This window comes from Mesorhizobium sp. B2-1-3, from assembly GCF_006442495.1.
In the GTDB taxonomy this organism is placed as follows: domain Bacteria; phylum Pseudomonadota; class Alphaproteobacteria; order Rhizobiales; family Rhizobiaceae; genus Mesorhizobium.
Genome location: NZ_VFWL01000001.1, coordinates 438,839 through 464,862 on the forward strand (window position 1 = coordinate 438,839; position 26,024 = coordinate 464,862).

Consider the following 26,024-nt stretch of genomic DNA (forward strand, 5'->3'; position numbering starts at 1 on the left):
TTCGAGATGATGGCGGGAGAGCGCCCCCCTCTGCCTTGCCAGGCATCTCCCCCACAAGGGGGGAGATCAGATGTCACGCCGGCTTTCGCCAATCACCAGCGCTGCGGGATTGAGCGAGGCGCCGAAGCCTCCAATCTCCCCCCTCGTGGGGGAGATGTCCGGCAGGACAGAGGGGGGCGCGAAGAATCTCGACGGAGCGTTTCCTCGGATCGAAGGGTCACGTCATGAAAGAAATCTCCTGCAAGCTGCTGGTCATCGGCGCGGGGCCGGGCGGCTATGTCTGCGCTATTCGTGCCGGGCAGCTCGGCGTCGACACCGTCATCGTCGAGGCCGGCAAGCCGGGCGGCACCTGTCTCAATGTTGGCTGCATTCCTTCCAAGGCACTGATCCATGCAGCGGAGGAGTTCGAGAAGGTCGCGCAGATGGCGGGCGGCAACAGCCCGCTCGGCATTTCGGTGGCCGCGCCGGCGCTGGATCTGGGCAAGACGGTCGCCTGGAAGGACGGCATCGTTAGTCGGCTTAACAGCGGGGTCGCCGGCCTGCTCAAGAAGGCCGGGGTGAAGACCGTGCACGGCTGGGCGACGTTTCGAGACGGCAAGACCGTCGCGGTCGAGACCGAGACGGGAAGCCAGGTGATCCGCGCCGAAGCGGTGGTGATCGCCACCGGCTCGGCGCCGGTCGAGTTGCCGTTCCTGCCGTTCGGCGGGCCGGTGATCTCGTCGACGGAAGCGCTGGCGCTGAAGGAGGTGCCGCGGCGGCTGGCGGTGGTCGGCGGCGGCTATATCGGCCTGGAGCTCGGCACTGTCTTCGCCAAGATGGGCGCGGCGGTGACCGTGGTCGAGGCCTTGCCGCGCGTGCTGGCGCAGTATGACGCCGAACTGACGCGGCCGGTGGTCAAGCGGCTGGCGGCACTCGGCGTCGAGGTTATCACGGGGGCCAAGGCCAAGGGCCTGTCGACGAAGGGCGACGCGCTGCTGGTCGAGACCCCGGACGGCAAGGATGCGAGGATCGCCGCCGACAAGATCCTGGTCACGGTCGGCCGCAAGCCGGTGACGGAAGGGTGGGGGCTCGACCAGATCGACCTCGACATGGCGGGGCGATTCATCCGCATCGACGAGCAGTGCCGCACCTCCATGCGCGGCATCTTCGCCATTGGCGACGTCACCGGCGAGCCGATGCTGGCGCACCGGGCGATGGCGCAAGGCGAGATGGTCGCCGAAATCGTCGCCGGCCATAAGCGGAGCTGGGACAAGCGGGCTATCCCCGCCGTCTGCTTCACCGATCCGGAGCTGGTCACCGTCGGCCTGTCGCCCGAAGAGGCCAAGGCGCTCGGTGGGGAAATCAAGGTCGGGATGTTTCCCTTCGCCGCCAATGGCCGCGCGATGACCAGGATTGGCGAGGACGGCTTTGTCCGCGTCGTCGCCCGCGCGGACAATCATCTGGTGCTGGGCATCCAGGCGGTCGGCCAAAGCGTGTCGGAACTGTCGACGGCCTTCGGCCTGGCGCTCGAAATGGGCGCGCGGCTGGAGGACATCGCCGGCACCATCCACGCCCACCCGACGCAGGGCGAAGGCTTCCAGGAAGCGGCCCTGAAGGCGCTGGGACACGCGCTGCATATTTAGAGCGCGACAGCAAAAACTGGTGATGTTGGCGGGGCACTGCCCCCCTCTGCCCTACCGGGCATCTCCCCCTCAAGGGGGGAGATCGGCCGTCACCTCTGCCTTCGCCAATTTCCCAACGTAGCCAAGTGAGCGGGGCGCCGAAACTGTCAATCTCCCCCCTTGAGGGGGAGATGTCCGGCAGGACAGAGGGGGGTGCTGGCCCGCCACCGGTGCGCAATTCCGGACTGAAAACCGTTTCCCGGAATTGCTCTAATTCGGCGCGCTCATCGCCTTGTCGAGCGCTGCCTTCACGTCCGCCGGCCAGGTCTTCACCGGGGGCTTGGCGTCCGGCTGGCCGTTCTCGCCGCGGCGGGCGAAATAGAGCTTGTGCTGGCCCGGGTCGACCGCCATGAAGCCGTCATTGCCGCCGCAATCGTGCGGCACGCAGCCGCTGGCGTAGAAGGCGCCGGACGCGGTCTTTTCTGTGCCGCCACCGACCAGCAGGCTGGTCGCCATGTCGGGCATCTCCTTGCCGAGCAGCGTCTCGGCCGCCTTGTAGACGGCCTCATTGTGGAAGGCGTCGATGATGTTGTCGTATTTCGACGGATCGATGTCCTTCCAGTCGGTGCCGGGTTCGGGCATGTAGGTCAGATTGCCCGCGATCGTCAGCCCCGATGTCGGCGACCATTGCAATGCCGGCTTCGAATCGCCGGGCAGGAGATAAGGCACGAAATAGATGGCGCTGTCGGAGACGGCCGTGGGCGGGGCGCCGCACTCGTCCTGCTCGACGGTGGTGCTCTGGATCTCCGCGCCTTCCGGTTTCCAGACGATCACCGTCGCCGGCCCGCACTGATTGCCTCCGTCGCCGACGTCGAACAGCGCCACCTTGACGCCGCCGACCTCGACGATCTTGTCGAAGAAGACGTCGTAATTGCTGGCCAGATGCTTGCCGTCATAGGCAAGCACCTTCTCGCCATACTGTTCCTGCTGGGTGATGGTGAACTGGCCGCCCTCGAACGGCACCGGCGCCTGTTTGTCGTCGTCGGAAACGTCGGCGGCTCCCTGATCCGTGGCCGGCGTCTCGCTTGCTGCCGGTGGCTGCTGCCCCGTCTCGGCCTGCGCATGCGCGCCGGCCAGCGTCGCCACGGTCATGGCCAGGGCGCAGGCGCTGGCAAGAAGCGGGCGTGTCATGGCTGTTCCTCCTTCAGCCGCCGCAAACCCGGCCAGCGACGGCCGGGCCGATATCGTCAGCCGCGCCGCTCAGGCCCAGGGGCGCAGCTCGGCGTTCTTCTTCTCGAACGAAGCGATGGCGCCGGCCTTCTCCATGGTCAGGCCGATATCGTCGAGGCCGTTCAGCAGGCAATGACGCTTGAAGTCGTCGAGATCGAACTTGACCACGCCGCCATCGGGCCCGCGGATCTCCTTGGCCTCGAGGTCGATCGACAAGGTGGCGTTGGAGCCGCGCGACGCGTCGTCCATCAGCTTGTCGAGATCCTCGGGGCTGACGGTGATGGGCAGCACGCCGTTCTTGAAGCAGTTGTTGTAGAAGATGTCGGCGAAAGAGGTCGAGATGACGCAGCGTATGCCGAAATCGAGCAGCGCCCACGGCGCGTGCTCGCGCGAGGAGCCGCAGCCGAAATTGTCGCCGGCGACGAGGATCTGCGCCTTGCGGTAGGCCGGCTTGTTGAGCACGAAATCCGGATTCTCCGAACCGTCGTCCTTGTAGCGCATCTCGGCGAACAGGCCGCTGCCGAGCCCGGTGCGCTTGATCGTCTTGAGATAGTCCTTGGGGATGATCATGTCGGTGTCGACGTTGACGATCGGCATGGGCGCGGCGACGCCGGTGAGCTTGGTGAATTTTTCCATGGTCTTTGCCCGTCTTCCTGGCATTGCGGGGGATTGCTGGCGCCCGGTTTACACAAAGCCGGCGATAAATAAAAGGCAGGTGTTCGCGCGCGTCGGCACGGGTGCCGCACAAACGGCTTCGAATTCGCGGCCCGATGGTGCAGTCTGGCTGTGATGGCTGAAAAAATTCTCTATGCACGCGAACCCGCGCTCGACGTCGCCGAATTCCGCCGCGTGCTGGTGGACTCCGGCCTTGGCGAGATCCGTCCCGTCGATGATGCCGACAGGCTGCGGGCGATGCTGTCGGGCGCCAATCTGGTGCTGACCGCGCGGCTGGATACCGAAGGCAAGCCGCTGGTCGGCGTCATCAGGGCCGTGACGGACTTCTCCTGGGTCTGCTACATCTCCGATCTCGCCGTTTCCGGATCGGCGCAGGGGCTCGGCATCGGCAAGGGACTGATGGACGAGGCGCGGCGGCAGCTCGGCCCGTCCGTCGCCATCAGCCTGGTTTCCGTGCCCGACGCCGCCGGCTTCTACGAACGCATCGGCATGATGCGCATGGCCGACGCCTTCTGGTTCTCCCGCACGCGCTGACATTTTTTCTCCTGTGGCCGGATCCAGCAGCCGTTGGCATGACATGTTGTGCTTGACATGCAACCATTTGGTTGCATATTAGAGCCATGAGCATGGACGCCGTCTTTCGCGCTTTGGCCGACCCGACCCGCCGGCAATTGCTGGACAGCCTTCATGACAGGAACGGGCAGACGCTGAACGGGCTGTGCGCTGAGATGGATATGACCCGCCAGGCGGTGACCAAGCACCTGGCGATCCTCGAGGAGGCGAACCTTGTCACCACAATCCGCAAGGGGCGCGAGAAGGAGCACTACCTCAACCCGGTTCCGATCAACGAGATCGCCGAGCGCTGGATCGGCAAATTCGAGCGGGGGCGGCTCTCCGCCCTCGGCGATCTGAAGAGACGCCTCGAAAGGGAAGACTGATGAGCAACGCCTTCGTTTATGTGACCTACATCCGCACCACGCCCGACAAGCTTTGGCAGGCGCTGACCGAACCGGAATTCCACGAGCAATATTTTCTCGGCGCCCATATGCAGAGCGATTGGAGAAAGGGCTCGGCGTGGAAGATGGTCTATGCCGACGGCCGGGTGACCGACAGCGGCGAGATCCTCGAAGTCGATCCGCCAAGGCGCCTGGTGATCAAATGGCGCAACGAGTTCATGCCGGACGTGAAGGCCGATGGCTACACCACCTGCACCTTCGTCATCGAGCAGGAGGGCGACATGATGAAGCTTGCCGTCACCCATGCGGCCGACGGCCCGCACAAGCTGCTGGAGCATGTCGGCAAGGGCTGGCCGCTCGTCCTGTCGAGCCTGAAAAGCCTACTCGAAACCGGGCAGGGCCTGTCGCGGCCGGCGTCGAAAGGCTGAAAATCATCGTTTCCGAGCGAAACAATCATCCGGAGGCATCGATGATGCATGTTCCAGTGCCAACGTCAGCCGTGCAGAGCATGACCAATGGCGAGACCGTCATGGCCCAGGCCGAGATCGGCGCGCCGGCCGAGCGCGTCTTCCGCGCGCTGATCTCCGACGAGGTCGAACAATGGTGGGGGTCCGCCGACACCTACCGGATGGTGAAATGGTCGGCAGACCCTCGCGCCGGCGGCCGATGGGCCGTCACGGTCCGTGGAGCCGACGGCAGCGAGCTGCCGGCCAACGGGGAATTCCTCGATATCGAGGTGCCGCGCCGGATCGTGCAGACAAGGGCCTATGCCTGGGACCATCCGACGCTTGGCCGCCGGCAAACGACGGTCGCCTGGCTGCTGGAACCAACCGCCGCGGGCACGCGCCTCACCATCTGCCATGGCGGCTTCGCCGGGCTGGCCGAAGCGGCGGCCGAACATGCCGAGGGCTGGGGACGCGTGCTGGGCTGGCTACAGGCGTATTTGGGTGCGGGAAGCCGAGTGGCGGCTTAGCCGACTGGTGGCGGTGCAGACCCTTTTGATGTCAGCGTCAAAGAGGGACCTTGACTCGGCTCAAATCACATTCAACTCGCGGAACGCCCGCCCTTCGGCAACGCGTTCGTAGCCAAAGGGGGAGCAATCGATCGTGCGGTAGCCACCATGGACGATCAGCTCGGCCAGCGCCTTGCCCACGGCGGGCGCCTGCTGCAGGCCGTGGCCGGAAAAGCCGTTGGCGAAGAGGAAATTGCCGACTTCGGGATGCGGGCCGATCACCGCGTTCTGGTCGAGCGTGTTGTAGTCGTAATGACCGGCCCAGGCGCGCGTCGGCTTGATCGCCTCGAAGGCCGGGATGCGGGTCGCCAGCACCGGCCAGATCACCTCTTCGAACAGCGGCCAGTCGACGTCGAAATCGGCGGGATCGGCCGGGCCGTCGCCCTCCTCCGGCTCGGCGCCGCCGGTGAGATAGACCGAGCCTTCCGGCCTGACATAGATGCCGGACGGGTCGACCAGCAGCGGCATGTCGGCATATTTCTCGCGCGCCTCGAAGACGAAGACGTTGCGCTTGCGCGGCTCGACCGGCAGCGCCAGCCCGGCGAGTGCGGCGACCTTGCCGGCGTTCGGCCCTGCGGCATTGACAAGGATGCCGGCCTCGAGCCGTTCGCCATTGTCGAGGCTGACGCCGGTAACGCGGGCACCCTGCCGCTCGATGCCGGTGACCGAAGCATTGATGAAGTCGATCTTCTTCTCACGCAACGCCTTGCGGAACAGCATCAGCATCGCATGCGCGTCGAACCAGCCCTCGCCGCTGCGGCCATAGGCGCCGGCGGTGATGCCCTCAGCCGACAGCCATGGAAAACGGCGCACGAGCTGTTCGGCATCCTCCAGTAAAATGTCGGCCCCTTCGGCAACCTGCGCCTCGTGGTTGGCCCTGAGGATCGGCAGCCCGGCCTCGCCGGCGAGAATGAGATAGCCGCCCTCGCGAAAACCGATGTCGGCGTCTGCGCCGAATTCTTCCTTCAGCCGGCGGAACAGTTTCAGCGTGAATTGCGACAGGCGGATATTTTCCGGAATGGAGAATTGCTGACGGATCGAGGCCATGGATAGCGTTGTCGCCGCGTGGGAAAATTGCGGGTCGCGCTCGACCAGCGCGATCCTGCCGGAAAAGCCCTCCTCGCGCAGATAATAGGCGATCGAGGAGCCGACGATGGCTCCGCCGATGATGACGATGTCGTAGCGCACTTTTTTCTCCGATCCGCTGCCGGCGTCCTTACGCAACCGGCAAGACAATCTCGAAGCGCGTGCCGCGCTCGGAGTCAACCAGCCTGATCGTGCCATCCTGCGCTTTCAGGAGGGCCAGCACGATGCCGAGCCCCATGCCGGTGCCCCCGGTAGAGCACCGCGCGATGCCGCCTGCTCCCTTGCCTCAACCCGCGGCAGGCGGCATAGATCTGGCATGACGACCGATCTCTACCGCCCGCGCCGCTCGGTGCTCTATGTTCCCGCCTCGAACGACAAGGCGCTGGCCAAGATGGCGCAGCTTGCCTGCGATACCGTCATCATCGACCTGGAGGATGCCGTCGCCCCGGCCGAGAAGGTCGCGGCGCGCGAAAAACTGGCCGGCATCTTCAGCAATCGTCCTGATACCAACCATAGTGGCCGGCGCTGCGAGATGGTGGTGCGCATCAATGCGCTCTCGAGCGAATGGGGCGGCGCCGACCTGCTGGCGGCGGCCAAGGCGGAGCCGGACGGCATCCTGCTGGCCAAGGTCGACACGCCCCGCGACGTGCTCGAGGCGGGTGACGTGCTCGACGACAATTCCGCCCCCGACAGCGTGAAACTATGGGCGATGATCGAGACGCCGAAGGCTGTGCTCAATGTCGGCGCCATCGCCGAACTTGGCCGCGATCCTGCCTCGCGGCTTGTTTGTTTCGTTGCCGGAACGAATGACCTGACCAAGGACACCGGCGTTATGGCGACGTCGGACCGGCGTTATCTCCTGCCGTGGCTGATGCAGATGGTGCTGGCGGCGCGTGCCGGCGATCTCGATATCGTCGACGGCGTCTTCAACGATTTTCGCGCGCTCGATGCTTTCAGCCGCGAATGCACGGAAGCGGCCGCCATGGGCTTCGACGGCAAGACGCTCATCCATCCCGCCCAGATCGAGGCGGCGAACCGCGCCTTTGCGCCGTCGGCGGAGGCGGTGGCCAAGGCCCGCGCGGTGAAGCAGGCCTTTGCGCTTCCGGAAAATGCCGGCAAGAACGTGATTGCGCTGGAGGGAAGGATGGTCGAACGGCTGCACCTTGCGCAGGCCGAAAAACTGCTGGCGAAGGCGACGGCCGTCGGCGCATGATGTGCCGTGTTGGATTGCCGATCGCGGGCGATGGACTGACGACAGGAATTGAATGATGAAACTCTACCGCTTTCTCACCGCTCCGGACGACGCCAGCTTCTGTCACAAGGTGACGGCGGCGCTGAACAAGGGCTGGCACCTGTTCGGCTCGCCCACCTACGCCTACGACAAAAAGACCAAGACCATGCGCTGCGGCCAGGCCGTGGTGAAGGATGTCGAGGGCCAGGAATACGGGCCGGACACCAAGCTCAGCGATTGGTAGCCCCTCGCATCCACAGCCACGCCGCCAGCCAGGCGATCGATGCCGCAAGCATCGCCAAGCCCAGGTCAAGAGCCAGCTCCGGAACGAACGCACGAAGCGCGATCGGCACCGCGCCAATGAGATAAAGAGCGAGAGGAATGCGCGGCACGCCTCTTGCAACGGCGAGAGAGATTACAAACGCGAGCGTTCCAACCAGAAAAAGAACCGAACTGGCGACCAGAGCCAGACCGAGCGGTCCGGCTCGCAGCTCGACGATGGTGGTGAGCGGAAGCTTCGAAAATACCAGATTGATCACTGCTTCCACGCCTACCAAACTTGCCAACGCAACGAAGTTGATGACAAACGCGATAGTGCCGAACAGCCCCGCGCGCCGGCCAAACGCAAGAAACAGGCCCACGACGAGGCCAAGCGCCAATATCTCGGCGACGGGCGCGAGAAGTTGCGTCAGATCAGTGGTCGCGATGAGCAAGCTGCGTTTAGCCGCGTTGACCAGAAGAATAAGCGCGCTTCCCATCCCGGCGACGGCGGCAAGCCGATAAAGCGTGAGGCTGGGCACAGTCGCGCTCGACCGAACAATCGCGAAATTCTCCTGCTGAAGTTCTTCGGCTGGACTCTGATGCGAAATGACCGATTGCGGGCGGGGTGGGGCTGTTCTGGCGAGCATGTTCGTCTCCTCAGCTGGGAGTTCGGGAGCCGCGAAGACCGTAGGCCTGTTCCGATCCCATCAGTAATCACTGCTTACATCCTCTGGCCGGGATTGTAAACGGCGATTACATAAATCGCGGAATCATGCTACAGAGGCGGGGAGCTGCTCCACGGAACGAAGGGAAAGAGATGGCAAAAGCCAAGGCGCCTCATCGCACTGGTTACCACCATGGCAATTTGCGGGAGGTCCTGATCGATGCCGCGGTTCAACTGGTCGAGGAAGGCGGCCCCGACAATGTGAGCGTGCGCGAAGCCGCAAAACGTGCCGGGGTTTCCCCCGGCGCGCCATTCCGTCACTTCAGCAACAAGACCGCGTTGATGACGGCTGTCGCGGAGCAGGCAATGAGCCGATTCCGCTCGGAGATCACGAATGCGGTCGAGAAGGTTGCGACGGACGATCCGATCGAACGCTTTGCCGCTGTTGGAATCGCCTATTTGCGCTGGGCAATTCGAAACCCCACCCACTTCCAGATCATCTCGACACGCAATCTTATTGATTGGGATGCTTCGGAGTCGCTGCGTCACGATAATGAAGCGGTGCGTTCGCTGATGGAAGCGTCAATGGCAGAAGCACAGCGGCGAAACATGCTCCGGTCGGACGACATGGCAGAGACCCAGATAGCCGCGAGGGCGCTCGTCTACGGGCTCGCACGCATGTACATTGATGGACATTTTGCGCAATGGGCAGTGGCAGGACATACCGGGGAGCAGACTGTGCAGAACGTATTAAAACATTTCGTCACACTCATTGTGAAATGACGGCCTGACGTAGAACCGGTCACTCGGCTGCCTCTTCGATCTTCTCCATATCGTCGTCCGAGAGGCCGAAATGGTGGCCGATCTCGTGGATCAGCACATGGGTGACGATGTCGCCCAAAGTCTCCTCGTTCTCGGCCCAGTAGTCGAGGATGGCGCGGCGATAGAGCGTGATGCGGTTCGGGCCTTCGCCGGTCTGCGGGTTCCAGCGCTCGGCGATGCCGCGTCCCTCGAACAGGCCGAGCAGGTCGAAGGGCGTTTCCAGCGACAGGTCGTCCATGATCTCGTCGGTCGGGAATTCGGCGATCTGGATGACGATCTCGCCGGTCAGCTTGCGAAAATCCTCGGGCAGATGGGCGTATGCCTCCAGCGCCAGGAACTCGATCTCGTCCATCGACGGCGAAAGCTGGTCGTGCCAAACGCGGGTCTTGTAGATGCGGGCCATGCTTTGTCCTTTGATCCCGGCATATAGGCTTTTGGGCCACAATCGGCAAATGACGCGGCGGCCAACCCCAGGATTGCTTACGGCACCGGGAGCCGTTTCGCATGGCTTGAGGCGCGGCCGGCTGTCCGACCAATGTTGGCCCTCTTATCGGAGAGGAATAAATTCCCCCATGAGTCTGCTTGACTCTTTGGGTCGCCTCTGGAATCTATTAAGAACATAACAGGAACAATTGTGAGTGGACACTGACCGTCATGGCGATGAGCGCCGTGGCGCGGGAGACTGTTTTTGCCCTGCGCCGCCAGATCGCGAAGATCGAGGGAACGCTGCCCGAGCGCCTGCAGGCGCCGGCCGGCGCGGTTTCCGACGCCGGCATGGCCGCCGCGGACCGCACCGTGGTCCGGCGCGGCATCGCCGTAGCCAGGCCGGATGCTTTCCTGCGCACCGGCATCGGCCGGCTCGATGCCGCCCTCGGTGGCGATTGGGGCGGCGATTTGGGCGGCGGCCTGCCGAAAGCGGCCTTGAGCGAAATCCATGGCATCGAGACCCGCGATGCCGGAGCGGTCGCCGGCTTCGCCCTGTCGCTCGCCAGCCTGATCCTCAAGCCCAGCCTGATTCTCAAGCCCAGCCTGGTTCTCAAGCAAGGGCCGCGATTGCCGGTGCTGTGGATCGGCACCCAGGAGGTTTTTCGCGAAGCGGGTTTTCCCTATGCCCGGGGCCTTCACGCCGCCTTCGGCATCGAGCCGGAGCAATTGCTGTTTTCCGAGGCGCCAAGGCTCGCCGATGCGCTGTGGGTCGCCGAGGAGGCGGCCCGCATGAAGGCGCTCGCCGCCGTCATCCTTGAAGTCCGCGGCAATCCGCAGCGGCTGGACCTGACCGCGACGCGCCGGCTGCACGCCCGCGCGCAGAGCGCCGGCCGGCCGGTCTTCCTGCTGCGGCAGGCGGCCGAACCCGAACCCACGGCGGCGCCCGTCCGCCTCATCGTCTCGCCGGCGCCGGCAGGGCCGCGCGACACGGTCGCCGGGCCGCTTGCCGGCTCGATCGGCCGCCCCGCCTTCACCATCAGCATCGGCAAGAGCCGCACGGCCCTGCCAGGACAATTCATATTGGAGTGGAACCCCGATGAACGCATATTCGATGAAAGACGGATTGGGGAAGAACGAGCAAAGAATCCTGTCCCTGTGGTTTCCCTATCTCGCGGCCGAACGGATCCTGCGGCAGCGCCTGGGGCGGTCCTGGCGTTCCCGGCCATCGGATCACCGGCCGCTGGTGATCAGCCATCGCGACAGCAACGCGCAGCGCATCTTAGCCCTCGACGAGCGGGCTGAGGCGCTGCATCTGAAGCCCGGCATGGGCATCGCCGATGCGCGCGCCATGCATCCGTCGATCGACATAATGGAGGCCGATGCCGAAGCCGACCGGCGCCTGCTCGAAGGCCTTGCGGACTGGTGCGACCGCTATACCCCGCTGGTGGCGCTCGACGGGACCGACGGCCTGTTCCTCGACGTCACCGGCTGCACCCATCTTTTCGGCGGCGAACGCGCCATGCTGGACGAGATCCTGTCGCGCTTCTTCCATCAGGGCTTCGACGTCCGTGCCGGCCTTGCCGCGACACCCGGCGCCGCCTGGGCGGCGGCGCGGTTCTGCGGCGACCGCATCGTTGCCGGCGGCGAGGAGGAAGCGCTCCTGGCGCCCTTGCCGCTGGCGGCGCTACGCATCGCGCCGGAAACCCGCGCCAGCCTGGAAAGTGTTGGCCTGCGCACGGCGGGCGCGGTGATGGCCGCGCCGCGCGCGCCGCTCGCCCGCCGCTTCGGTGCCTCCCTGCTCTTGCGCCTCGACCAGGCGCTCGGCCGTCTCGACGAGGCGGTGTCGCCGCGCCTGCCCGTCGCGCCGCTTTCGGTCGAACGCCATTTGGCCGAGCCCGTCACGCTGACAGAGGACATAGAACGGCTGGTGGGCATGCTGGCGACGACCCTGAAGATCGACCTCGAGCGGCGCGGCGAAGGCGCGAGAAGCCTGGCGCTGCTCTTGTTCCGCGTCGACGGCGCCGTCAGCCGCATCGCGCTCGGCACGTCGCGACCGATGCGCGAACCCCGGCTGATCCAGAAATTGTTCCATGAGCGGCTGGCCGCCCTCGAGCAGCATATCGATGCCGGCTATGGCTTCGACCTGGTGCGGCTTTCGGTGCTGGCGGCGGCGGCCTTCGACATGCCGCAGGCCGACCTGACAGGCGAAACGACCGACGACGGCGCCGATATCGCGCTGTTCGCCGACCGCATCCGCGCCCGGCTCGGCGAGGGCGCGGTTCTCAAGCCGGTCGCCGTGGAAAGCCATCTGCCCGAGCGTGCCGTCGCCACCATCCCCTTCACGGAAACCCCGCGCCGCATCACGCCGCCGAAGAAACCGGACAGGATGCAGGCGCCGATGACCATCTTCCCGCCGGAGCGGCCGATCCGGCTTTTCCGCTCGCCCGAGCCGATTGAGGTGCCGGCCACCGAAATGCCCGAGGGACCGCCGCTGAATTTCCGCTGGCGGCGCGCGCTCTACAGGGTCGCCCGCGCCGAAGGCCCTGAACGCATCGCGCCGGAATGGTGGCGTGAATTTTCGAGCGACGAAGCGGCGTCGACACGCGACTATTTCCGCATCGAGGATGCCGACGGCCGCCGCTACTGGCTCTACCGGCAAGGTCTCTATGGCGGCTCTGAAATCCCGCCGCGCTGGTTCCTGCACGGGGTCTTCGCATGAACGCGCTGACCGCCATTCCCTATGCGGAATTCGGCATCCAGTCGAATTTCTCGTTCCTGCGCGGCGCCTCCAAGCCGGAGGAGCTGGTGGTCGCGGCCAAGCTCATGGGGTTCTCCGCGATCGGGCTCGCCGACCGCAACACGGTGGCGGGCGTGGTGCGCGCCTGGCAGCAGGCCAAGGTCGAGACGCTTGCCTACCACCCCGGCAGCCGGCTGGTTTTTTGCGACGACACGCCTGATATTCTCGCCTATCCGCGGAACCGCAAGGGCTGGGGGCATCTGTGCCGCATGCTCACGCAAGCCAATCTGCGCGAGGAGAACGAAAAGGGCGCGACCCTTCTGCGGCGCGACGACCTTCTCGAATGGGGGGATCTGATGTCGCTGTCGGTCCTGCCCGACCTGGCGGCGGGGGCCGAGGGCACACTAGCCCTGCTTGGCGAGCTCAAGGACCGTTTCGGTAAAAACCTGCGGCTTGGCGTTTCGCCCGATTATGCGGGAAACGACCGCTTCAGGATCGAGCAGGCGGCGGCGATGGCGGAGCTGGCCGGCCTGCCCTTGATGGCGACCAACGACGTCCTCTACCACACGGCCGAGCGGCGCCCGCTGCAGGACGTGCTGACCGCGATTCGCCTCAACATTCCCGTTTCGGAGGTCGGGCTGGAACTCACGGCGAATGCCGAGCGCCATCTGAAGCCGCCGCTGGAGATGGCGCGCCTGTTCCGCAGGCACCCGGAGGCACTGGCCGAAACGCTGCGCTTCGCGCAGGAGCTGACCTTCTCGCTCAGCGACCTTCAGTACAATTACCCCGACGAGCCGACGCAATCAGGGCTCGGCCCGCAGGCGGAGCTGGAAAGGTTGGCGCGGGAGGGGGCGGCCAGGCGCTATCCCTCGGGCGTGCCGCAATCGGTGACGAGGCGCATCGAGGAAGAGCTCGCGCTCATCGAGCGCCTGAACTATGCCCGTTATTTCCTGACCGTCCACGACATCGTCAAATTCGCCCGCAGCCAGGATATTCTCTGCCAGGGGCGCGGTTCGGCCGCCAATTCGGTCGTCTGCTTCTGCCTCGGCATCACCGAGGTCGGGCCGGAGCGGATCGACACGCTGTTCGAACGCTTCATTTCCGAGGAGAGGAACGAACCGCCCGACATCGACGTCGATTTCGAGCATGAGAAGCGCGAGACGGTCATCCAATATATCTACGAGAAATACAGCTCCAAGCGCACCGCGCTGGCCGCCGCCGTCATCAGCTATCGCGGCCGCTCGGCGCTGCGCGAAGTGTCGAAGGCGATGGGCCTGTCCGAGGATGTCAGGGCATCGCTCTCCGGCTCGATCTGGGGCTGGTCGACCTCCGAGCTCGGCGAGAAGGAAGCCCGGGCCGGCGGCCTCGATCGCGCCGACCCCATATCGCGGCACGTGATGGAGCGTGCCAACGAGATCATGGGCTTTCCCCGTCACCTCTCCCAGCATGTCGGCGGCTTCGTCATCACCAGGGACCGGCTCGACGAGATCGTGCCCATCGTCAAGACGGCGATGGAGGAACGCAAGATGGTCGAATGGGACAAGGATGATCTCGACGCGGTCAAGATCCTCAAGGTCGACGTGCTGGCGCTCGGCATGCTGACTTGTCTCAAACGCGCCTTCACTCTGCTGACGGACCATTATCCGCAGGCGCGAGACCCTTACGGGCAGCCCTATGTCCTTGCCACCCTGCCGGAAGAGGCGAAGCCGGTCTATAAGATGATCGGTCGCGCCGACACGATCGGCGTCTTCCAGATCGAATCGCGCGCGCAGATGTCGATGCTGCCGCGTCTCAAGCCAAAAGAATTCTATGACCTTGTCATCGAGGTGGCGATCGTGCGGCCCGGCCCGATCCAGGGCGACATGGTCCACCCCTATCTGCGCCGCCGGCAAGGCAAGGAGCAGCCCGAGTATCAGAAACCGGAGCTGGAGGCGATCCTCCACAAGACGCTGGGCGTTCCTCTGTTCCAGGAACAGGCGATGAACATCGCCATCGTGGCCGGTGGCTTCAAGCCTGGCGAGGCCGACGAGTTGCGCCGCGCCATGGCCACCTTCAAGCGCACCGGCACGATCGGCAATTACCGCCGGCGCATGATCGACGGCATGGTCGGCAAGGGCTACACCCGGGATTTCGCCGAACGCTGTTTCAAGCAGATCGAGGGTTTTGGCGAATACGGCTTTCCCGAAAGCCATGCCGCCTCCTTCGCGCTGCTGGTCTATGCCTCCTGCTGGTTCAAGACCTTCTATCCCGACGTGTTCTGCGCCGCGATCCTGAATTCACAGCCGATGGGATTTTACCAGCCGGCCCAGCTTGTTCGTGATGCGCGCGACCATGGCGTCGACATCCGCGAGGTCGACGTCAATTTCTCGGTCTGGGACTGCACGCTGGAACAGGCGGCTTTCGACCCGGCCCGCATCCTGCCGCGCCATGCCGACATGCGCGGCGTCATCGCGACGCAGCACGCGGTGCGGCTCGGCTTCAGGCAGATCAAGGGATTTTCCAAGGAGCGCATGGACGCCTTCGTCGAGCGACGCGGTTCAGGCTACATATCCGTCCGGGATGTCTGGCTGCGCTCCGGCCTCGATGTCGCCGAGATCGAAAGACTGGCGCAGGCCGATGCCTTCCGCTCGCTCGGCCTCGACCGCCGCGCCGCACTTTGGGCGGTGCGCGCCCTCGACGGCAAGAGTGCCGCCGAAAAGCTGCCGCTTTTCGACCAGCCGGCGCTGCGGCTACGCGAGCTGGAGCCGGAGACGAAGCTGCCGAAAATGCCGCTCGGCGAGCATGTCATCCACGATTACCGCTCGCTCGGCCTGTCCTTGAAGGCGCACCCGGTCGCCTTCCTGCGCGAACGGCTCGACCGGGCCGGCGTGACGCCCAATGCCAGGCTGTGCTCGGTGCGGGACGGACGGCGCGTCTCGGTCGCCGGGCTCGTTCTGGTGCGGCAGCGCCCCGGCAAGGGCAATGCGGTCTTCCTGACGCTGGAGGATGACGAGGCCGTTGCCAACGTCATTTTCTGGCAGCGGACCTTCGACCGCTTCCGTCCCATCGTCATGGGCGCGCGCTTCGTCAAGGTCACCGGCAAATTGCAGTCGGAATCGGATGTCGTCCACATCGTCGCCGAGAAGATCGAGGATTTGACGCCCTGGCTGACGGTGTTGCTGGAGAAGGTCGACCAGGCCAGTTTGCCGGGGGCCGGTTCTCAGGGGCATGCCTCGAGGGAGGATCCGGATCGTCCCGGCCGGCCCGCGATGCGGAACCCACCGGCCGGGCAGGATTTGGCAACACTGTCGGAAGAAGCGGAAAGCGTCATGCCCAGGGGCCGCAATTTTCAGTAGACACATCAATGCCTTCGTCATCCACGGGCGGAGCAAGGAGCGAAGCGACGCAGACCCGAGGATCCATGCCGCGACGTTTCCGCACCGCAGCGGTGCGAACTTGACGCTGGCGGGCGAGCCCCCCTCTGGCCTGCCGGACCCGGCCCTTCGCTGTCGCTTCGGGCGCTCCTCGTTCGCAAAGCCAAGCAATTGGCTTTGCGTCCGCTTCATGGACCACTCCTCGCCCCCACAAGTGGGGAGATTGGCAGTTTCAACGCTCCGCCTGCAACAATGGAGATTGGCGAAGGCGGAGATGACATTCGATCTCCCCCCTTGAGGGGGAGATGCCCGGCAGGGCAGAGGGGGGCGCCGTAGAATGCCGACCTTGATAATTTTCACGTCGAGCCGGCCGGCCCGCCCAGCCGCGGCGGCAGCACGTCTTCCGCCGAGATGCTCCGTGCCTCCGAAGGCAGCATGATCGGGATGCCGTCGCGCACGGGATAGGCGAGCTTGGCGACCCGCGAGATCAGTTCGCCGCGCTCGGGATCCCAGGCCAGCGGCCCCTTGGTCAGCGGGCAAGCCAGCAGCTCCAGCATCCTGGGGTCGACATTCGCTCTCTTTCCGTCACGCCCATCCGCCGCCATCGTGTCCTCTCTCAACATTCTACTGCAGGCTCGAGCCAAAATCCTCGTTCTCGCGCGCCAGCGCCATTTCGGTGATGGCGATCAGCGTTTCGGCGCGGGTCTTGAGATCGGCCGCTTCGAGCAGCGCCTGCTTCTCGGCCGGTCCATAGGGCGCCATCATCGACAGCGCGTTGACCAGCATGGCGTTTTCGGCCCGGCTGACGCTTTCCCAGTCGGCCTCCAGGTCGTTGGCCTGCAGATAGGAGCGGAACGCCCGCAGCAGCGCCGGCCGGTCGACCTCGGCGGCTGCCTGGTCGTCGTCGAGATCGGCGAGAAAGGGGGCGATCTTGCCCTGGCGGAACGGCGTCTTGACCGTCAGTTCATGGGTGACACGGAACCGGCACACGCCCTGCAGCGAAATCAGGTAGCGGCCGTCGCCGGTCTCGGAAAGCGCTATGATGCGGCCGGCGCAGCCGACATTGCAGAGTTCCGGCTCGCCATCGTCGCGCAAGGCGCCGTCGAGGCTGGGCTGGATGACGCCGATCAGCCGGGAGCCGGCGATCGCCTCGTCGACCATCTGCAGGTAGCGCGGCTCGAAGATGTTGAGCGGCATGCGGCCGCCTGGCAGCAGAAGCGCGCCCTCGAGCGGAAAGACCGGGATGGTCGACGGCAGATCCCTGGCGAGCCGGTAGTGAGCGTTTCCCGCTTGCACCTCGTTCCTCCGATCGCTTCGCCTGGGAAGCGCCTCCATGCCGCGATCCGCCTGTCGCTGCCCGGGGTTGTTGGCTTCCCGAGGGAAAGGCGGGCCGGATTCGTCCTATCTGGCGCGGCCGGCGCCGGGTGCAAGCCCCGCGCGACCATTCGGCCGCGCCGGCTCAGGAAAACAGCAGCGACGACAATTTGCGCCGCGCGGCAAGCGTCGCCTCGTCCGTCATGCCCCAGGCCTCGAAGAAGCGCAGCAATTGCGCCTTGGCGCCGTCCTCGTTCCAGCCGCGGTCAGCCTTGATGATGGCCAGGAGATTGTCGGCGGCCGCATCGCGCTCGCCCCTGGCGTTCTGGACCATGGCCAGATCGAAGCGGGCCTGGTGGTCGCCGGGATTCTCAGCCAGCCGGCGCTCGAACTCCGCCGGGTTGCCGAGTTCGGACGCTTGCGCGGCCAAGGTCATCCTGGCGCGCAGCGCGGCCAGCGGCGGCGCATCGGCCTTGGCCTCCGGCGCCCGCGCCAGCATCGCCTCGGCGCCTTCGGTATCACCGGCCTCGAACAGCAATTCGCCCAGCCCCGCTATCGCCTCGATCGTCTCCGGCGCCTGCTCGAGCACGGCGTCATAGATGTCGGCCGCCGTCTGCACGTCGCCGGCAGCGCGCGCCTCGGCCGCCGCCGCCAGCGCCTCGGTTACATCAGCCGCACCATTGCCCTTGCCGCCGACCTTGTCGATGAACTGGGTGATCTGGCTCTCGGGGATGGCGCCCATGAAGCCGTCGACCGGCTGGCCGTCCTTGAAGGCGATGACCGCGGGAATGGACTGGATGCCGAGCTGGCCGGCGATCGAGGGATGGTCGTCGATGTTCATCTTGACCAGCTTGACCTTGCCGCCGGCGGCGCGGACCGCCTTTTCCAGTTGCGGCGTCAGCTGCTTGCACGGCCCGCACCACGGCGCCCAGAAATCCACCAGCACCGGCTGGCGGCGCGATTCCTGGATGACATCGGCGGCAAAGGCCGCGGTGGTCGTATCCTTGATGACGTCGCCGGCGGGCGCGGCGCCGGCCGCAGGTTTCTGCGGTTCCGCGCCGCCGCCATACTGCACCGTCGTGGCATACTGGCCGCCGCTGTTGCCAAAGGAGCCGCCAAACGGATTGTTGTCACTCATGTCGTCGCCCTTTCGGTGGCGCCAGCGGATCGGCGCACTGTCCTTGGTTGGAAACCGGTTTCGCCATCCATGTGGCGATCATGCCGAGACTTTCAAGATAGCAGCATCGTGCCCGGTTGCCTCGACGAATCTGACGAGGTCGCCCGATGCGATCGACGTCGTCGCCTCATTGGTCAGCGGATGCGCGTTGATCACCGCATGCCGCATCAGCGCCTCGTCGAGCACGACCCTGACCCTGTGCTGCGTGTCGTTGATCAGGCCAAACACCGTGACTGCGCCCGGGGCGACGCCCAGAAGCTCCATCAGCATCTCCGGCTTGCCGAAGGAAACGCGGCCGGCGGCGCCGATCACATGATGGATCTGCTTCAGGTCGACGACAGCATCCTCGCCGACCGTGACCAGGAAGAAGGCGTCCTTCTTGTCCTTCAGGAACAGGTTCTTGGTGTGGCCGCCGGCGATTCCGCCGCGCAGCGCCTGCGAATCGGCGACCGTATAGAGCGGCGGATGGCGTTTCGTCGAAACGGCGATGCCGAGTTCGGCAAGAAAGGCAAAGAGCTCGGCTTCGGTCCTGGGCATGGGGTTCTCGTCTTCGGCTGGTTTCCAGCCATGCCGTTTACGGCCAATGACATGGTCGAGACAAGACCGCCGCGCGACGCGGCGCCGAATCCTTCCGCCTCCCGCCGGCGGCCCGCCGGCCTCGTCCGGCGCATTGAAAAAAGCCTGCGATTTCCCTGTTGCAATCGCCGCGCTCTTCAGCCATATAGGCCCGGCTTGCGGCCCAAAGCCGCGCGAGCGGGTGTAGCTCAGGGGTAGAGCACAACCTTGCCAAGGTTGGGGTCGAGCGTTCGAATCGCTTCACCCGCTCCAGTTTCCTCCAGGGAATCAAGCAATTAAAAGAAAAGCGCCGCCTAGTGCGGCGCTTCTTTTTTGCGCGTAGGTCATTGATATCTCCCATGACTTGGCGAGCCAGGGCACGATCTTTGTCGGCTCGCCATAGCTCTGGTCTGTTAGCGAATCGACAAGCTGACAAACGTCAACCGATCCATACCCGTGGTTGCTTTGCTGCGGATCGATGCAATCCGCCTGACTCGGACTGTCGCACCATCTCCGCTACGCACTGCCCAGAGCGATCGCGATACCCTGTCCGACACCGATGCACATCGTGGCCAGGGCCAGTCGTGCTTTTCGGGACCGCAACTCGAGCGCGGCAGTGCCGGTGATGCGAATGCCCGACATCCCAAGCGGGTGCCCGAGCGCGATCGCTCCGCCGTTCGGGTTCACATGCTCCGCGTCCTCGGGGATCCCGAGTTCGCGGAGCACGGCGATGCTTTGGGAGGCAAATGCTTCATTCAGCTCGATGATATCGAAGTCCGAAGGCGCGATGCCGAGCCGCGCGCAAAGCTTGCGTGTCGCCGGAGCCGGACCGATTCCCATGATCCGTGGGGCAACCCCGGCCGTCGCGACGCCCAGAATCCGGGCGATCGGTGTGAGCCCGAATGCCTTGACGGAGGCTTCGGACGCGATGATCAGCGCTGCCGCGCCGTCGTTCACGCCAGAGGCGTTGCCCGCGGTGACGGTGCCGCCTTCCTTTTTGAACGGCGCTGCAAGCTTGGCGAGCGACTCGGTTGTCGTTCCGGCGCGTGGATGTTCGTCGCGATCAACCACGATCGCATCGCCTTTGCGCTGGGGCACAGTCACCGGCGTGATCTCCAGCGCGAGCCGGCCATTTTCCTGAGCGGCGGCGGTCCTGGCCTGGCTGCGTGCGGCGAAGCCATCCTGATCGGCGCGGCTGACCTTGAAGGCTTCCGCAACGTTTTCACCCGTCTCCGGCATCGAATCGACGCCGTACTGCTTCTTCATCAATGGATTGACGAAGCGCCAACCGATCGTGGTGTCGTAAATCTCGGCGTTGCGCGAGAACGCCTCGCCCGCCTTCGGAAGCACGAACGGCGCGCGGCTCATGGATTCGACGCCACCGGCGATGATCAGGTCGGCTTCGCCGGCCTTGATGGCCCGTGCAGCGATGCCCACGGCGTCCATTCCGGAACCGCACAGGCGGTTGACGGTGCTGCCGGGGACTTCGATCGGCAGTCCCGCCAACAGCGATGACATGCGCGCGACATTGCGATTGTCCTCGCCTGCCTGGTTGGCGCAGCCAAAGATGACCTCATCCACCGCGGACCAGTCCAGGCCTGGATTGCGGTGCCGCAGCGCTCTCAGCGGCACCGCGCCGAGATCGTCGGTCCGGACCGAGGACAGCGAACCGCCAAACCTGCCGATCGGGGTGCGGATGTAGTCACAGATGAAGGCCTCGGTCATTCAGAGCTCCGGTGCAGTCAAGGATTTGATTTCGCCATCGACCTTAAGCTCTGCGCCGGTCAGCGCCTTCAATTCATCGAAGCTCATCGCAAGCAGCTTCTCGCGCAGCACGAAACGACAATCGATGATGTCTATGACCGCAAGGCTCGTGTAGACCCTCGTCACGCAATGCACGCCGGTCAGGGGAAGGCTGCAGGCTTTCACCAGTTTCGGACGACCGTCCTTGGTGATGTGATCGGTGATGACGGCCACGCGTTTTGCTCCGTGCACCAGATCCATGGCACCACCGACCGCTGGTATGCCCTTGGGTCCTGTGCTCCAGTTCGCGAGGTCACCGGTCTCGGCCACCTCGTAGGCGCCGAGAATGGCAACGTCGAGGTGTTCGCCGCGCACCATCGCGAAGCTGTCGGCATGGTGGAAGAACGAAGCGCCCGGATTGAGCGTGACCGCCTTCTTCCCCGCATTGATCAGATCCCAGTCCTCGTCGCCTGCCGCCGGGGCTTCGCCAAAATTGAGGATGCCGTTTTCGGTGTGGAAGATCGCCCGACGCCCAGGCGGCTGAAAGCTCGCCACCATCTCGGGAAAGCCTATGCCGAGGTTCACATAAGCGCCGTCCTCAATGTCCTGCGCGGCGCGCCATGCAATCTGCGCGTTGGTCAGCTTGACTGTCATGCGTATGCGACCCCTTGGCGGATAAGCGTCTCTTCCTGCATCGGGTTCGAGACCTCGATCACCTGGTCCACGAAGATCCCGGGCGTCACGACCAGCTCAGGATCAATCGCACCGGGCTGGACGATCCGGCGCGCCTGAACGACGGTCGTGCGTGCGGCCATCGCCATCAGCGGCGAGAAGTTGCGTGCCGCCTTCCTGTAGGTGAGGTTGCCATGAGGGTCGGCAAGTTCCGCCTTGATGAGGGCTACATCCGCCTTCAGCCAACGTTCCTGCACATAGTGGCGCCCCTCGAACTCGGCCACAGGCTTGCCGGCCGCGAGGTCGGTCCCGTAGCTCGTCGGCGTGTAGAAAGCCGGGATGCCCGCGCCACCGGCGCGGATTCGTTCGGCCAGGGTCCCCTGTGGAACCAGTTCGAGCGCGATTTTCCCGGCGAGGTACCGCTCGGTGAATGCCCGCGGATCGGACGAGCGCGGGAACGAGCAGATCATCTTGGCAACCATGCCATTGTCGATCATGGCGGCGATGCCGATGCGACCGTTCCCTGCATTGTTGTTGACGATCGTAAGGTTTTTCGGGGCGCCGGTAGCGCGAAAACGGTCAATCAGTGCGTGGATCAGCTCTATCGGAGCACCTGCGCCGCCGAAGCCGCCGATCATGACGGTCATGCCGTCTTCGACGATTGCCACTGCTTCCGCGAGGCTCGCGATTGTCTTGTCCACGTAACCAGCCTTTCCCGGCACCAAGATCGATTTCGCCGCCACACGTATCGGCAGATGAGATCTTTCGGCAAGCCGGCTTGTGCGATATCATTCGTTTGTTGACATATCGCACAAGGTGAATGGATGCCCATTTCCGAACGGGACACGATGGGTGGCTTGGCCAAGGGGTTGTCCGTCATAGAGACGTTCACGGTGGAACGGCCACGGCAGTCGATCACGGACGTCGCGAATGCGTCTGGTCTCGACAGGGCGACAGCTAGACGCTGTCTCCTTACGCTTTCCCATCTCGGCTACGCCGACTACGACGGAAAGTTCTTCACGCTCACTCCGCGCGTGTTGAGGCTCGGGACAGCCTGTCTGGCAACCATGCCGCTGCCGCATCTGGTGCAGCCTTTGCTGGATGACCTTTCGGAGCGGCTCGGCGAAAGCTCGTCCGTCTCGATTCTGGACGGCACCGACGTCGTTTACGTCGCGCGCGCGGCGCAGCGAAAGGTGATGTCGATCGCGCTGATGCCCGGCTCGCGGCTTCCGGCATACTGCACTTCCATGGGGCGCGTGCTCCTGGCAGCCATGCCTCCGGAACGCGCTGCACATCTTCTATCTTCCCATGCCCTGCCGGCGCGGACTGCTCACACCTTGACCGACCCCGACACCATCCTTGCGGAGTTGGGGCGGGTGCGGACGCAAGGGTTCGCGTTGATCGATCAGGAGGTCGAGCTCGGATTGCGCTCGATCGCCGTGCCGTTGATGACCGTGCGCGGGACGGTGATCGCAGCCGTGAACGTTGGCGTTGCGGCGACACAGGTGGGTGTCGGCAATCTCGTTGCGCTCTACCTGGAGCCGTTGCGTGCACTCCAAGCTGAACTGCGGGCAGTGCTGCGTTAGGGCGCTGCCATGGAGGGAATTAGCGTCCAAGTCGCTCGAAGTAGGAGAGCATGTTCCCACCCATGATCTTGTCGACGGAAGATCAAGGTCGCGGATCGGAGGGGTGGCCGGACATTCGCCGCCGTCGAGACGGAGATCGCGAAACTACATTCTCGGTTCAAAGCGCGACGTTTCTTCGCGCAAGTGACCGGCCGCTCACGCACCGCCCTGTCGCTGATCCGCTGCGGCATTCTTTGCGGCCATAGCCGATCCGTTGTAGGCGTGCATCTGCGCCAGCTTCGCCATGCGCTGGGCGGCCTCCGCGAGCGCCGCGCAATGCTGTTTGAAGTTTTGCTCTATGATCTGACCGTAGGGTCCCGTAAGTCCCACCGCGTATATCACCTCACCGCTCGTCGGCCTTATCGGAAATGCGATCGAGCCAAGGCCCGGAACATGCTCGGCCAGGTCCATGGCGTAACCCTGCTCCCGAACCTCGGCCAATTCCCTGGTCAACTCCGCGATCTTCGTTTTCGTCCGATCGGTATAGCTGCGCAGTTCCGTCGCCAGGATCCTCTTCACGGTCTCCTGCGGATGAAACGCAAGGATCGCCTTGGCCGAAGCGGTCGCATTTACGGGCATGGCCATGCCCGGCATGACATAGGTCCGGACCGGAGTGTCGGGCGCGACGCAGGTGACCGAGCGCACTTCGGTACCGTCGAACTTCGACAGGAACGCCGACTGGCCGGTGCGGTCGGCCAAATCCTGAAGCGGTCGCTGCGCGAGGGTCGTCAGCCAGCCGCTATCCGGAGACATCTGTAGCAGCTGCAGCAGGCGATCGCCGAGACGGTATGTCCGATTGCGAACGCTCTCGGCGGTGATCATCCCGCTTTCGATCAAGGCATGCAGCAGCCTGTTGATCGTGGTTTTGGGCAAGCCAAGCGTCGTTTCGAGTTCGATCGCCGTCAGGCCATGCTCGAACGGCGCGACCGTCTCCATGATCGAGATGTAGCGCTCGAGGGGGCTGTCCTTGGCGCTCGGCTTCTTCGACTTCGTATTCAAGGGCACCTACGCCGATCTGACAATTGCAACTGCAAGAAGGTTATCGTTCAAAACAGACATGAGGGGCAAGGTCGGTCCCTTGTTATTCCGCCGCGCCTTGAGCCCGGAGCTCCGTGGAATAGCCGAACGGCCGCACGCCCCGATCCGTCGGGCTCGGTTAGCAATCCGAACCGGGAAATGTCCTCGCAAATTCCGAAATTCGGTATTATCCCCATTTTATGGTCCCCTCGATTGACTCGCAAGCCAAATCCTGATTATCGGACTAAATACCGATTTTCGGAGGAACTTGAAATGGCTGAACTCCCGCGTGTGACCTACTCGAACATCGGAGTGGATTTTTCCCCAGTTCACGCTCACCTCGACGCAATGATCCCGGATTTCGAGAAGAACACACTGGGTCGCGAGTGGTCGACGCCGTTTGCGACTGGCGCTCGGAAAGAGATCCTGAGCCCTATCGACAAGAAGATCTCTCTCGGCAAGTTCCCGGCTTCAACCCCGTCAGACGTCAAGTCGGCGATCCAGGCTGCCCGAGCCGGCGCGAAGGCCTGGAACCGTTCCACGCTGGACGATCGCCTTGCATTCGGCGCCCGCTGGCGAGAGGCGCTGGCGGAGCGGAAGTATGACCTTGGTTTGGCGGCGCTATACGAGATCGGAAAGTCCCGCCTCGAGGCAGTCGGCGAAGCCGAGGAATGCCTCGACATGGTCGAGTACTACGCATCGGAGATGAAGGCGAACAACGGGTTCGTCCGGCCGATGAACATGTTGGTCGAAAACGAGACCGCTACGAGCGTCATGAAGCCCTATGGCGTCTTCGCGGTCATCGCTCCTTTCAACTTTCCGCTCGCCTTGTCGATCGGCATGGTCTCGGGTGCGCTGTTGACAGGCAATGCGGTGGTCTACAAGCCGTCGCCGGGTTGCGCGCTGACCGGACTGCTGATTGCCGAAACGCTTCGCAAGGCGGGATTGCCCGAAGGTGTTTTCAACATCGTGCTTGGCGATGGAGAGGTGGGGCGCCTTCTTGCCACCGACAACGGCATCGACGGCGTTGCATTCACGGGCTCCCATAAGACCGGCATGAGCATCTTCCGTCACATGGCAACGCTGCCCCACATGAAGCCCGTCATCGCCGAAATGGGTGGCAAGAACCCTGCCTACGTGACCAGCAAGGCCGATCTCGACCGTGCGGCGCAGGGAGTGGCGCGCTCCGCTTTTGGCCTGCAAGGCCAGAAGTGCTCCGCATGCTCGGTCGTGTATGTCGACGAGAAGGTCAAGGCGGAATTCATCGAGAAGCTGGTAGCATTCGCCGCAAAGCTGGTGGTCGGAGATCCTCGCAAGGCCGAGACCTTTATGGGCCCTGTCTATGGCGACGCCACAGTCGCCCTTTTCCAGGCCGCACTGTCGGAAGTCGAGGGCAAAGGCAAGGTGCATTTTGGGGGCGCCGCCCTGGGCCAGGGCTTTGCGGACAACTACGTCCTGCCGACGGTCGTCGAACTTGATGGTCCGGGCCGGCTGACCCGCGACGAACTCTTCATGCCTTTCGTGGTCGTCCGCGGTTTCGATAGTCTCGATGCCGCGATCGAAGAGGGCAACGACATCGCCTACGGACTATCCGCCGGCATCTTTACCAACGACCAGGAAGAGTTGCGTCACTTCCTCGACACCGCCGAAGCAGGGGTTCTCTACGCCAACCGTGCGAGCGGCGCGACGACGGGTGCATGGCCAGGCGCGCAGCCATTCTGCGGCTGGAAGGGCACCGGGGTCAGCGGCAAGGGCGGTCTCGGCGCGTGGTTCCTGCCACAGTACCTGCGCGAGCAGAGCCACACGATCATGACCAGGTGATCGAAAGAGGTCGCGCTCTTCGCCGCGGCCATCCAAGGCTGTCTCC

General features: G+C 64.4%; 26 protein-coding genes, 1 tRNA gene and 1 pseudogene. 14 read left to right on the forward strand and 14 right to left on the reverse strand.

Annotation, left to right across the window (positions count from 1 at the left end; translation table 11 throughout):
- The first annotated feature begins 224 nt into the window (after window positions 1–224).
- The gene (gene lpdA / locus FJ973_RS02265) at window positions 225–1,622 is read left to right on the forward strand and encodes a dihydrolipoyl dehydrogenase (protein ID WP_140554743.1); all 1,398 of its coding nucleotides are present in this window, start codon (window positions 225–227) and stop codon (window positions 1,620–1,622) included.
- Window positions 1,623–1,871: 249 nt separating this feature from the next.
- Here the strand turns inward: lpdA and FJ973_RS02270 are convergent, their stop codons facing one another.
- Together FJ973_RS02270 and leuD are read right to left on the reverse strand one after the other, a co-directional pair.
- Entirely contained in the window at window positions 1,872–2,792 is a 921-nt protein-coding gene (locus FJ973_RS02270; protein WP_140554744.1) for a hypothetical protein, read from the reverse strand.
- Window positions 2,793–2,861: 69 nt separating this feature from the next.
- Window positions 2,862–3,467: a 3-isopropylmalate dehydratase small subunit gene (leuD, locus tag FJ973_RS02275; protein ID WP_140491959.1), complete on the reverse strand. Its 606-nt coding sequence runs from the start codon at window positions 3,465–3,467 to the stop codon at window positions 2,862–2,864.
- 153 nt (window positions 3,468–3,620) lie between these two features.
- Between leuD and FJ973_RS02280 the strand changes: the two genes are divergently transcribed.
- The 4 genes from FJ973_RS02280 (at window position 3,621) to FJ973_RS02295 (ending at window position 5,435) form a co-directional block, all read left to right on the forward strand.
- Window positions 3,621–4,040: a GNAT family N-acetyltransferase gene (locus tag FJ973_RS02280; RefSeq protein ID WP_140491962.1), complete on the forward strand. Its 420-nt coding sequence runs from the start codon at window positions 3,621–3,623 to the stop codon at window positions 4,038–4,040.
- Between the two features lie 92 nt (window positions 4,041–4,132).
- On the forward strand, window positions 4,133–4,444 hold the full coding sequence (locus FJ973_RS02285) for a metalloregulator ArsR/SmtB family transcription factor (RefSeq protein ID WP_140514430.1): 312 nt from the start codon (window positions 4,133–4,135) through the stop codon (window positions 4,442–4,444).
- Entirely contained in the window at window positions 4,444–4,890 is a 447-nt protein-coding gene (locus FJ973_RS02290; protein WP_140554745.1) for an SRPBCC family protein, read from the forward strand. The genes FJ973_RS02285 and FJ973_RS02290 overlap by 1 nt, the downstream gene beginning before the upstream one ends.
- A gap of 41 nt (window positions 4,891–4,931) precedes the next feature.
- A complete protein-coding gene (locus FJ973_RS02295; RefSeq protein ID WP_140524501.1) occupies window positions 4,932–5,435 on the forward strand; it encodes an SRPBCC domain-containing protein in 504 nt (167 codons plus the stop codon).
- Between the two features lie 60 nt (window positions 5,436–5,495).
- Here the strand turns inward: FJ973_RS02295 and FJ973_RS02300 are convergent, their stop codons facing one another.
- Together FJ973_RS02300 and FJ973_RS02305 are read right to left on the reverse strand one after the other, a co-directional pair.
- Window positions 5,496–6,662, reverse strand: a complete 1,167-nt coding sequence (locus tag FJ973_RS02300) for an FAD-binding oxidoreductase (RefSeq protein WP_140554746.1) — start codon at window positions 6,660–6,662, stop codon at window positions 5,496–5,498.
- Window positions 6,663–6,690: 28 nt separating this feature from the next.
- Window positions 6,691–6,813: pseudogene (locus FJ973_RS02305) on the reverse strand (ATP-binding protein); the annotation flags it as partial.
- A 63-nt stretch (window positions 6,814–6,876) separates the two neighbouring features.
- Between FJ973_RS02305 and FJ973_RS02310 the strand changes: the two are divergent.
- Together FJ973_RS02310 and FJ973_RS02315 are read left to right on the forward strand one after the other, a co-directional pair.
- Window positions 6,877–7,773 (forward strand): CoA ester lyase, encoded by an 897-nt coding sequence (locus tag FJ973_RS02310; RefSeq protein WP_140554747.1) that lies wholly within the window; start codon window positions 6,877–6,879, stop codon window positions 7,771–7,773.
- Window positions 7,774–7,828: 55 nt separating this feature from the next.
- Entirely contained in the window at window positions 7,829–8,035 is a 207-nt protein-coding gene (locus tag FJ973_RS02315) for a DUF1737 domain-containing protein (RefSeq protein WP_140493464.1), read from the forward strand.
- Here the strand turns inward: FJ973_RS02315 and FJ973_RS02320 are convergent.
- The gene (locus FJ973_RS02320; RefSeq protein ID WP_210240103.1) at window positions 8,022–8,699 is read right to left on the reverse strand and encodes a hypothetical protein; all 678 of its coding nucleotides are present in this window, start codon (window positions 8,697–8,699) and stop codon (window positions 8,022–8,024) included. The genes FJ973_RS02315 and FJ973_RS02320 overlap by 14 nt on opposite strands.
- 170 nt (window positions 8,700–8,869) lie before the next feature.
- On the opposite strand from FJ973_RS02320, the gene FJ973_RS02325 reads away from it, so the two are divergent.
- Window positions 8,870–9,499: a TetR/AcrR family transcriptional regulator gene (locus FJ973_RS02325; RefSeq protein ID WP_140514082.1), complete on the forward strand. Its 630-nt coding sequence runs from the start codon at window positions 8,870–8,872 to the stop codon at window positions 9,497–9,499.
- Between the two features lie 19 nt (window positions 9,500–9,518).
- Here FJ973_RS02325 and FJ973_RS02330 read toward each other — a convergent pair whose 3' ends face one another.
- Window positions 9,519–9,941 (reverse strand): metallopeptidase family protein, encoded by a 423-nt coding sequence (locus FJ973_RS02330; protein WP_140554748.1) that lies wholly within the window; start codon window positions 9,939–9,941, stop codon window positions 9,519–9,521.
- Window positions 9,942–10,192: 251 nt separating this feature from the next.
- On the opposite strand from FJ973_RS02330, the gene FJ973_RS31190 reads away from it, so the two are divergent.
- From FJ973_RS31190 to FJ973_RS02345, 3 genes are read left to right on the forward strand one after another with little or no spacing between them, the layout of a single operon-like run.
- Window positions 10,193–11,266 carry a hypothetical protein gene (locus tag FJ973_RS31190; RefSeq protein WP_140554749.1) on the forward strand — a complete coding sequence of 358 codons (1,074 nt, stop codon included), beginning with the start codon at window positions 10,193–10,195 and terminating at the stop codon, window positions 11,264–11,266.
- Entirely contained in the window at window positions 11,208–12,683 is a 1,476-nt protein-coding gene (locus FJ973_RS02340) for a DUF6504 family protein (protein ID WP_140554750.1), read from the forward strand. The genes FJ973_RS31190 and FJ973_RS02340 overlap by 59 nt, the downstream gene beginning before the upstream one ends.
- The gene (locus FJ973_RS02345) at window positions 12,680–16,036 is read left to right on the forward strand and encodes an error-prone DNA polymerase (RefSeq protein ID WP_140554751.1); all 3,357 of its coding nucleotides are present in this window, start codon (window positions 12,680–12,682) and stop codon (window positions 16,034–16,036) included. The genes FJ973_RS02340 and FJ973_RS02345 overlap by 4 nt, the downstream gene beginning before the upstream one ends.
- A 374-nt stretch (window positions 16,037–16,410) precedes the next feature.
- Here FJ973_RS02345 and FJ973_RS02355 read toward each other — a convergent pair whose 3' ends face one another.
- From FJ973_RS02355 to FJ973_RS02370, 4 genes are all read right to left on the reverse strand, one after another.
- Complete coding sequence (locus FJ973_RS02355; RefSeq protein WP_140514079.1) at window positions 16,411–16,659, reverse strand: Trm112 family protein; 249 nt, start codon at window positions 16,657–16,659, stop codon at window positions 16,411–16,413.
- Between the two features lie 19 nt (window positions 16,660–16,678).
- Window positions 16,679–17,350 carry an LON peptidase substrate-binding domain-containing protein gene (locus FJ973_RS02360; RefSeq protein WP_140514078.1) on the reverse strand — a complete coding sequence of 224 codons (672 nt, stop codon included), beginning with the start codon at window positions 17,348–17,350 and terminating at the stop codon, window positions 16,679–16,681.
- Window positions 17,351–17,513: 163 nt separating this feature from the next.
- Complete coding sequence (gene trxA, locus FJ973_RS02365) at window positions 17,514–18,506, reverse strand: thioredoxin (RefSeq protein WP_140554752.1); 993 nt, start codon at window positions 18,504–18,506, stop codon at window positions 17,514–17,516.
- Window positions 18,507–18,584: 78 nt separating this feature from the next.
- Complete coding sequence (locus FJ973_RS02370) at window positions 18,585–19,082, reverse strand: prolyl-tRNA synthetase associated domain-containing protein (RefSeq protein WP_140554753.1); 498 nt, start codon at window positions 19,080–19,082, stop codon at window positions 18,585–18,587.
- A gap of 216 nt (window positions 19,083–19,298) precedes the next feature.
- Here FJ973_RS02370 and FJ973_RS02375 point away from each other — a divergent pair.
- Window positions 19,299–19,373: transfer RNA gene (locus FJ973_RS02375), tRNA-Gly, on the forward strand.
- Window positions 19,374–19,616: 243 nt separating this feature from the next.
- On the opposite strand, the gene pcaF is transcribed toward FJ973_RS02375, so the two are convergent.
- The 3 genes from pcaF to FJ973_RS02390 are packed head-to-tail and all read right to left on the reverse strand — an operon-like array spanning window position 19,617 to window position 22,216.
- Complete coding sequence (pcaF, locus tag FJ973_RS02380) at window positions 19,617–20,825, reverse strand: 3-oxoadipyl-CoA thiolase (protein ID WP_140554754.1); 1,209 nt, start codon at window positions 20,823–20,825, stop codon at window positions 19,617–19,619.
- Window positions 20,826–21,497, reverse strand: coding sequence for a 3-oxoacid CoA-transferase subunit B (locus tag FJ973_RS02385; protein ID WP_140554755.1), 672 nt, complete (start codon window positions 21,495–21,497; stop codon window positions 20,826–20,828).
- A complete protein-coding gene (locus FJ973_RS02390; protein ID WP_140554756.1) occupies window positions 21,494–22,216 on the reverse strand; it encodes a 3-oxoacid CoA-transferase subunit A in 723 nt (240 codons plus the stop codon). The genes FJ973_RS02385 and FJ973_RS02390 overlap by 4 nt, the downstream gene beginning before the upstream one ends.
- 123 nt (window positions 22,217–22,339) lie before the next feature.
- Here FJ973_RS02390 and FJ973_RS02395 point away from each other — a divergent pair, with 123 nt between their 5' ends.
- Complete coding sequence (locus FJ973_RS02395) at window positions 22,340–23,101, forward strand: IclR family transcriptional regulator C-terminal domain-containing protein (RefSeq protein WP_140492012.1); 762 nt, start codon at window positions 22,340–22,342, stop codon at window positions 23,099–23,101.
- Between the two features lie 195 nt (window positions 23,102–23,296).
- Here FJ973_RS02395 and FJ973_RS02400 read toward each other — a convergent pair whose 3' ends face one another.
- Entirely contained in the window at window positions 23,297–24,139 is an 843-nt protein-coding gene (locus FJ973_RS02400; protein WP_140554757.1) for an IclR family transcriptional regulator, read from the reverse strand.
- A 291-nt stretch (window positions 24,140–24,430) separates the two neighbouring features.
- Here FJ973_RS02400 and FJ973_RS02405 point away from each other — a divergent pair, with 291 nt between their 5' ends.
- A complete protein-coding gene (locus FJ973_RS02405) occupies window positions 24,431–25,978 on the forward strand; it encodes an aldehyde dehydrogenase family protein (protein ID WP_140554758.1) in 1,548 nt (515 codons plus the stop codon).
- Window positions 25,979–26,024: the final 46 nt, after the last annotated feature.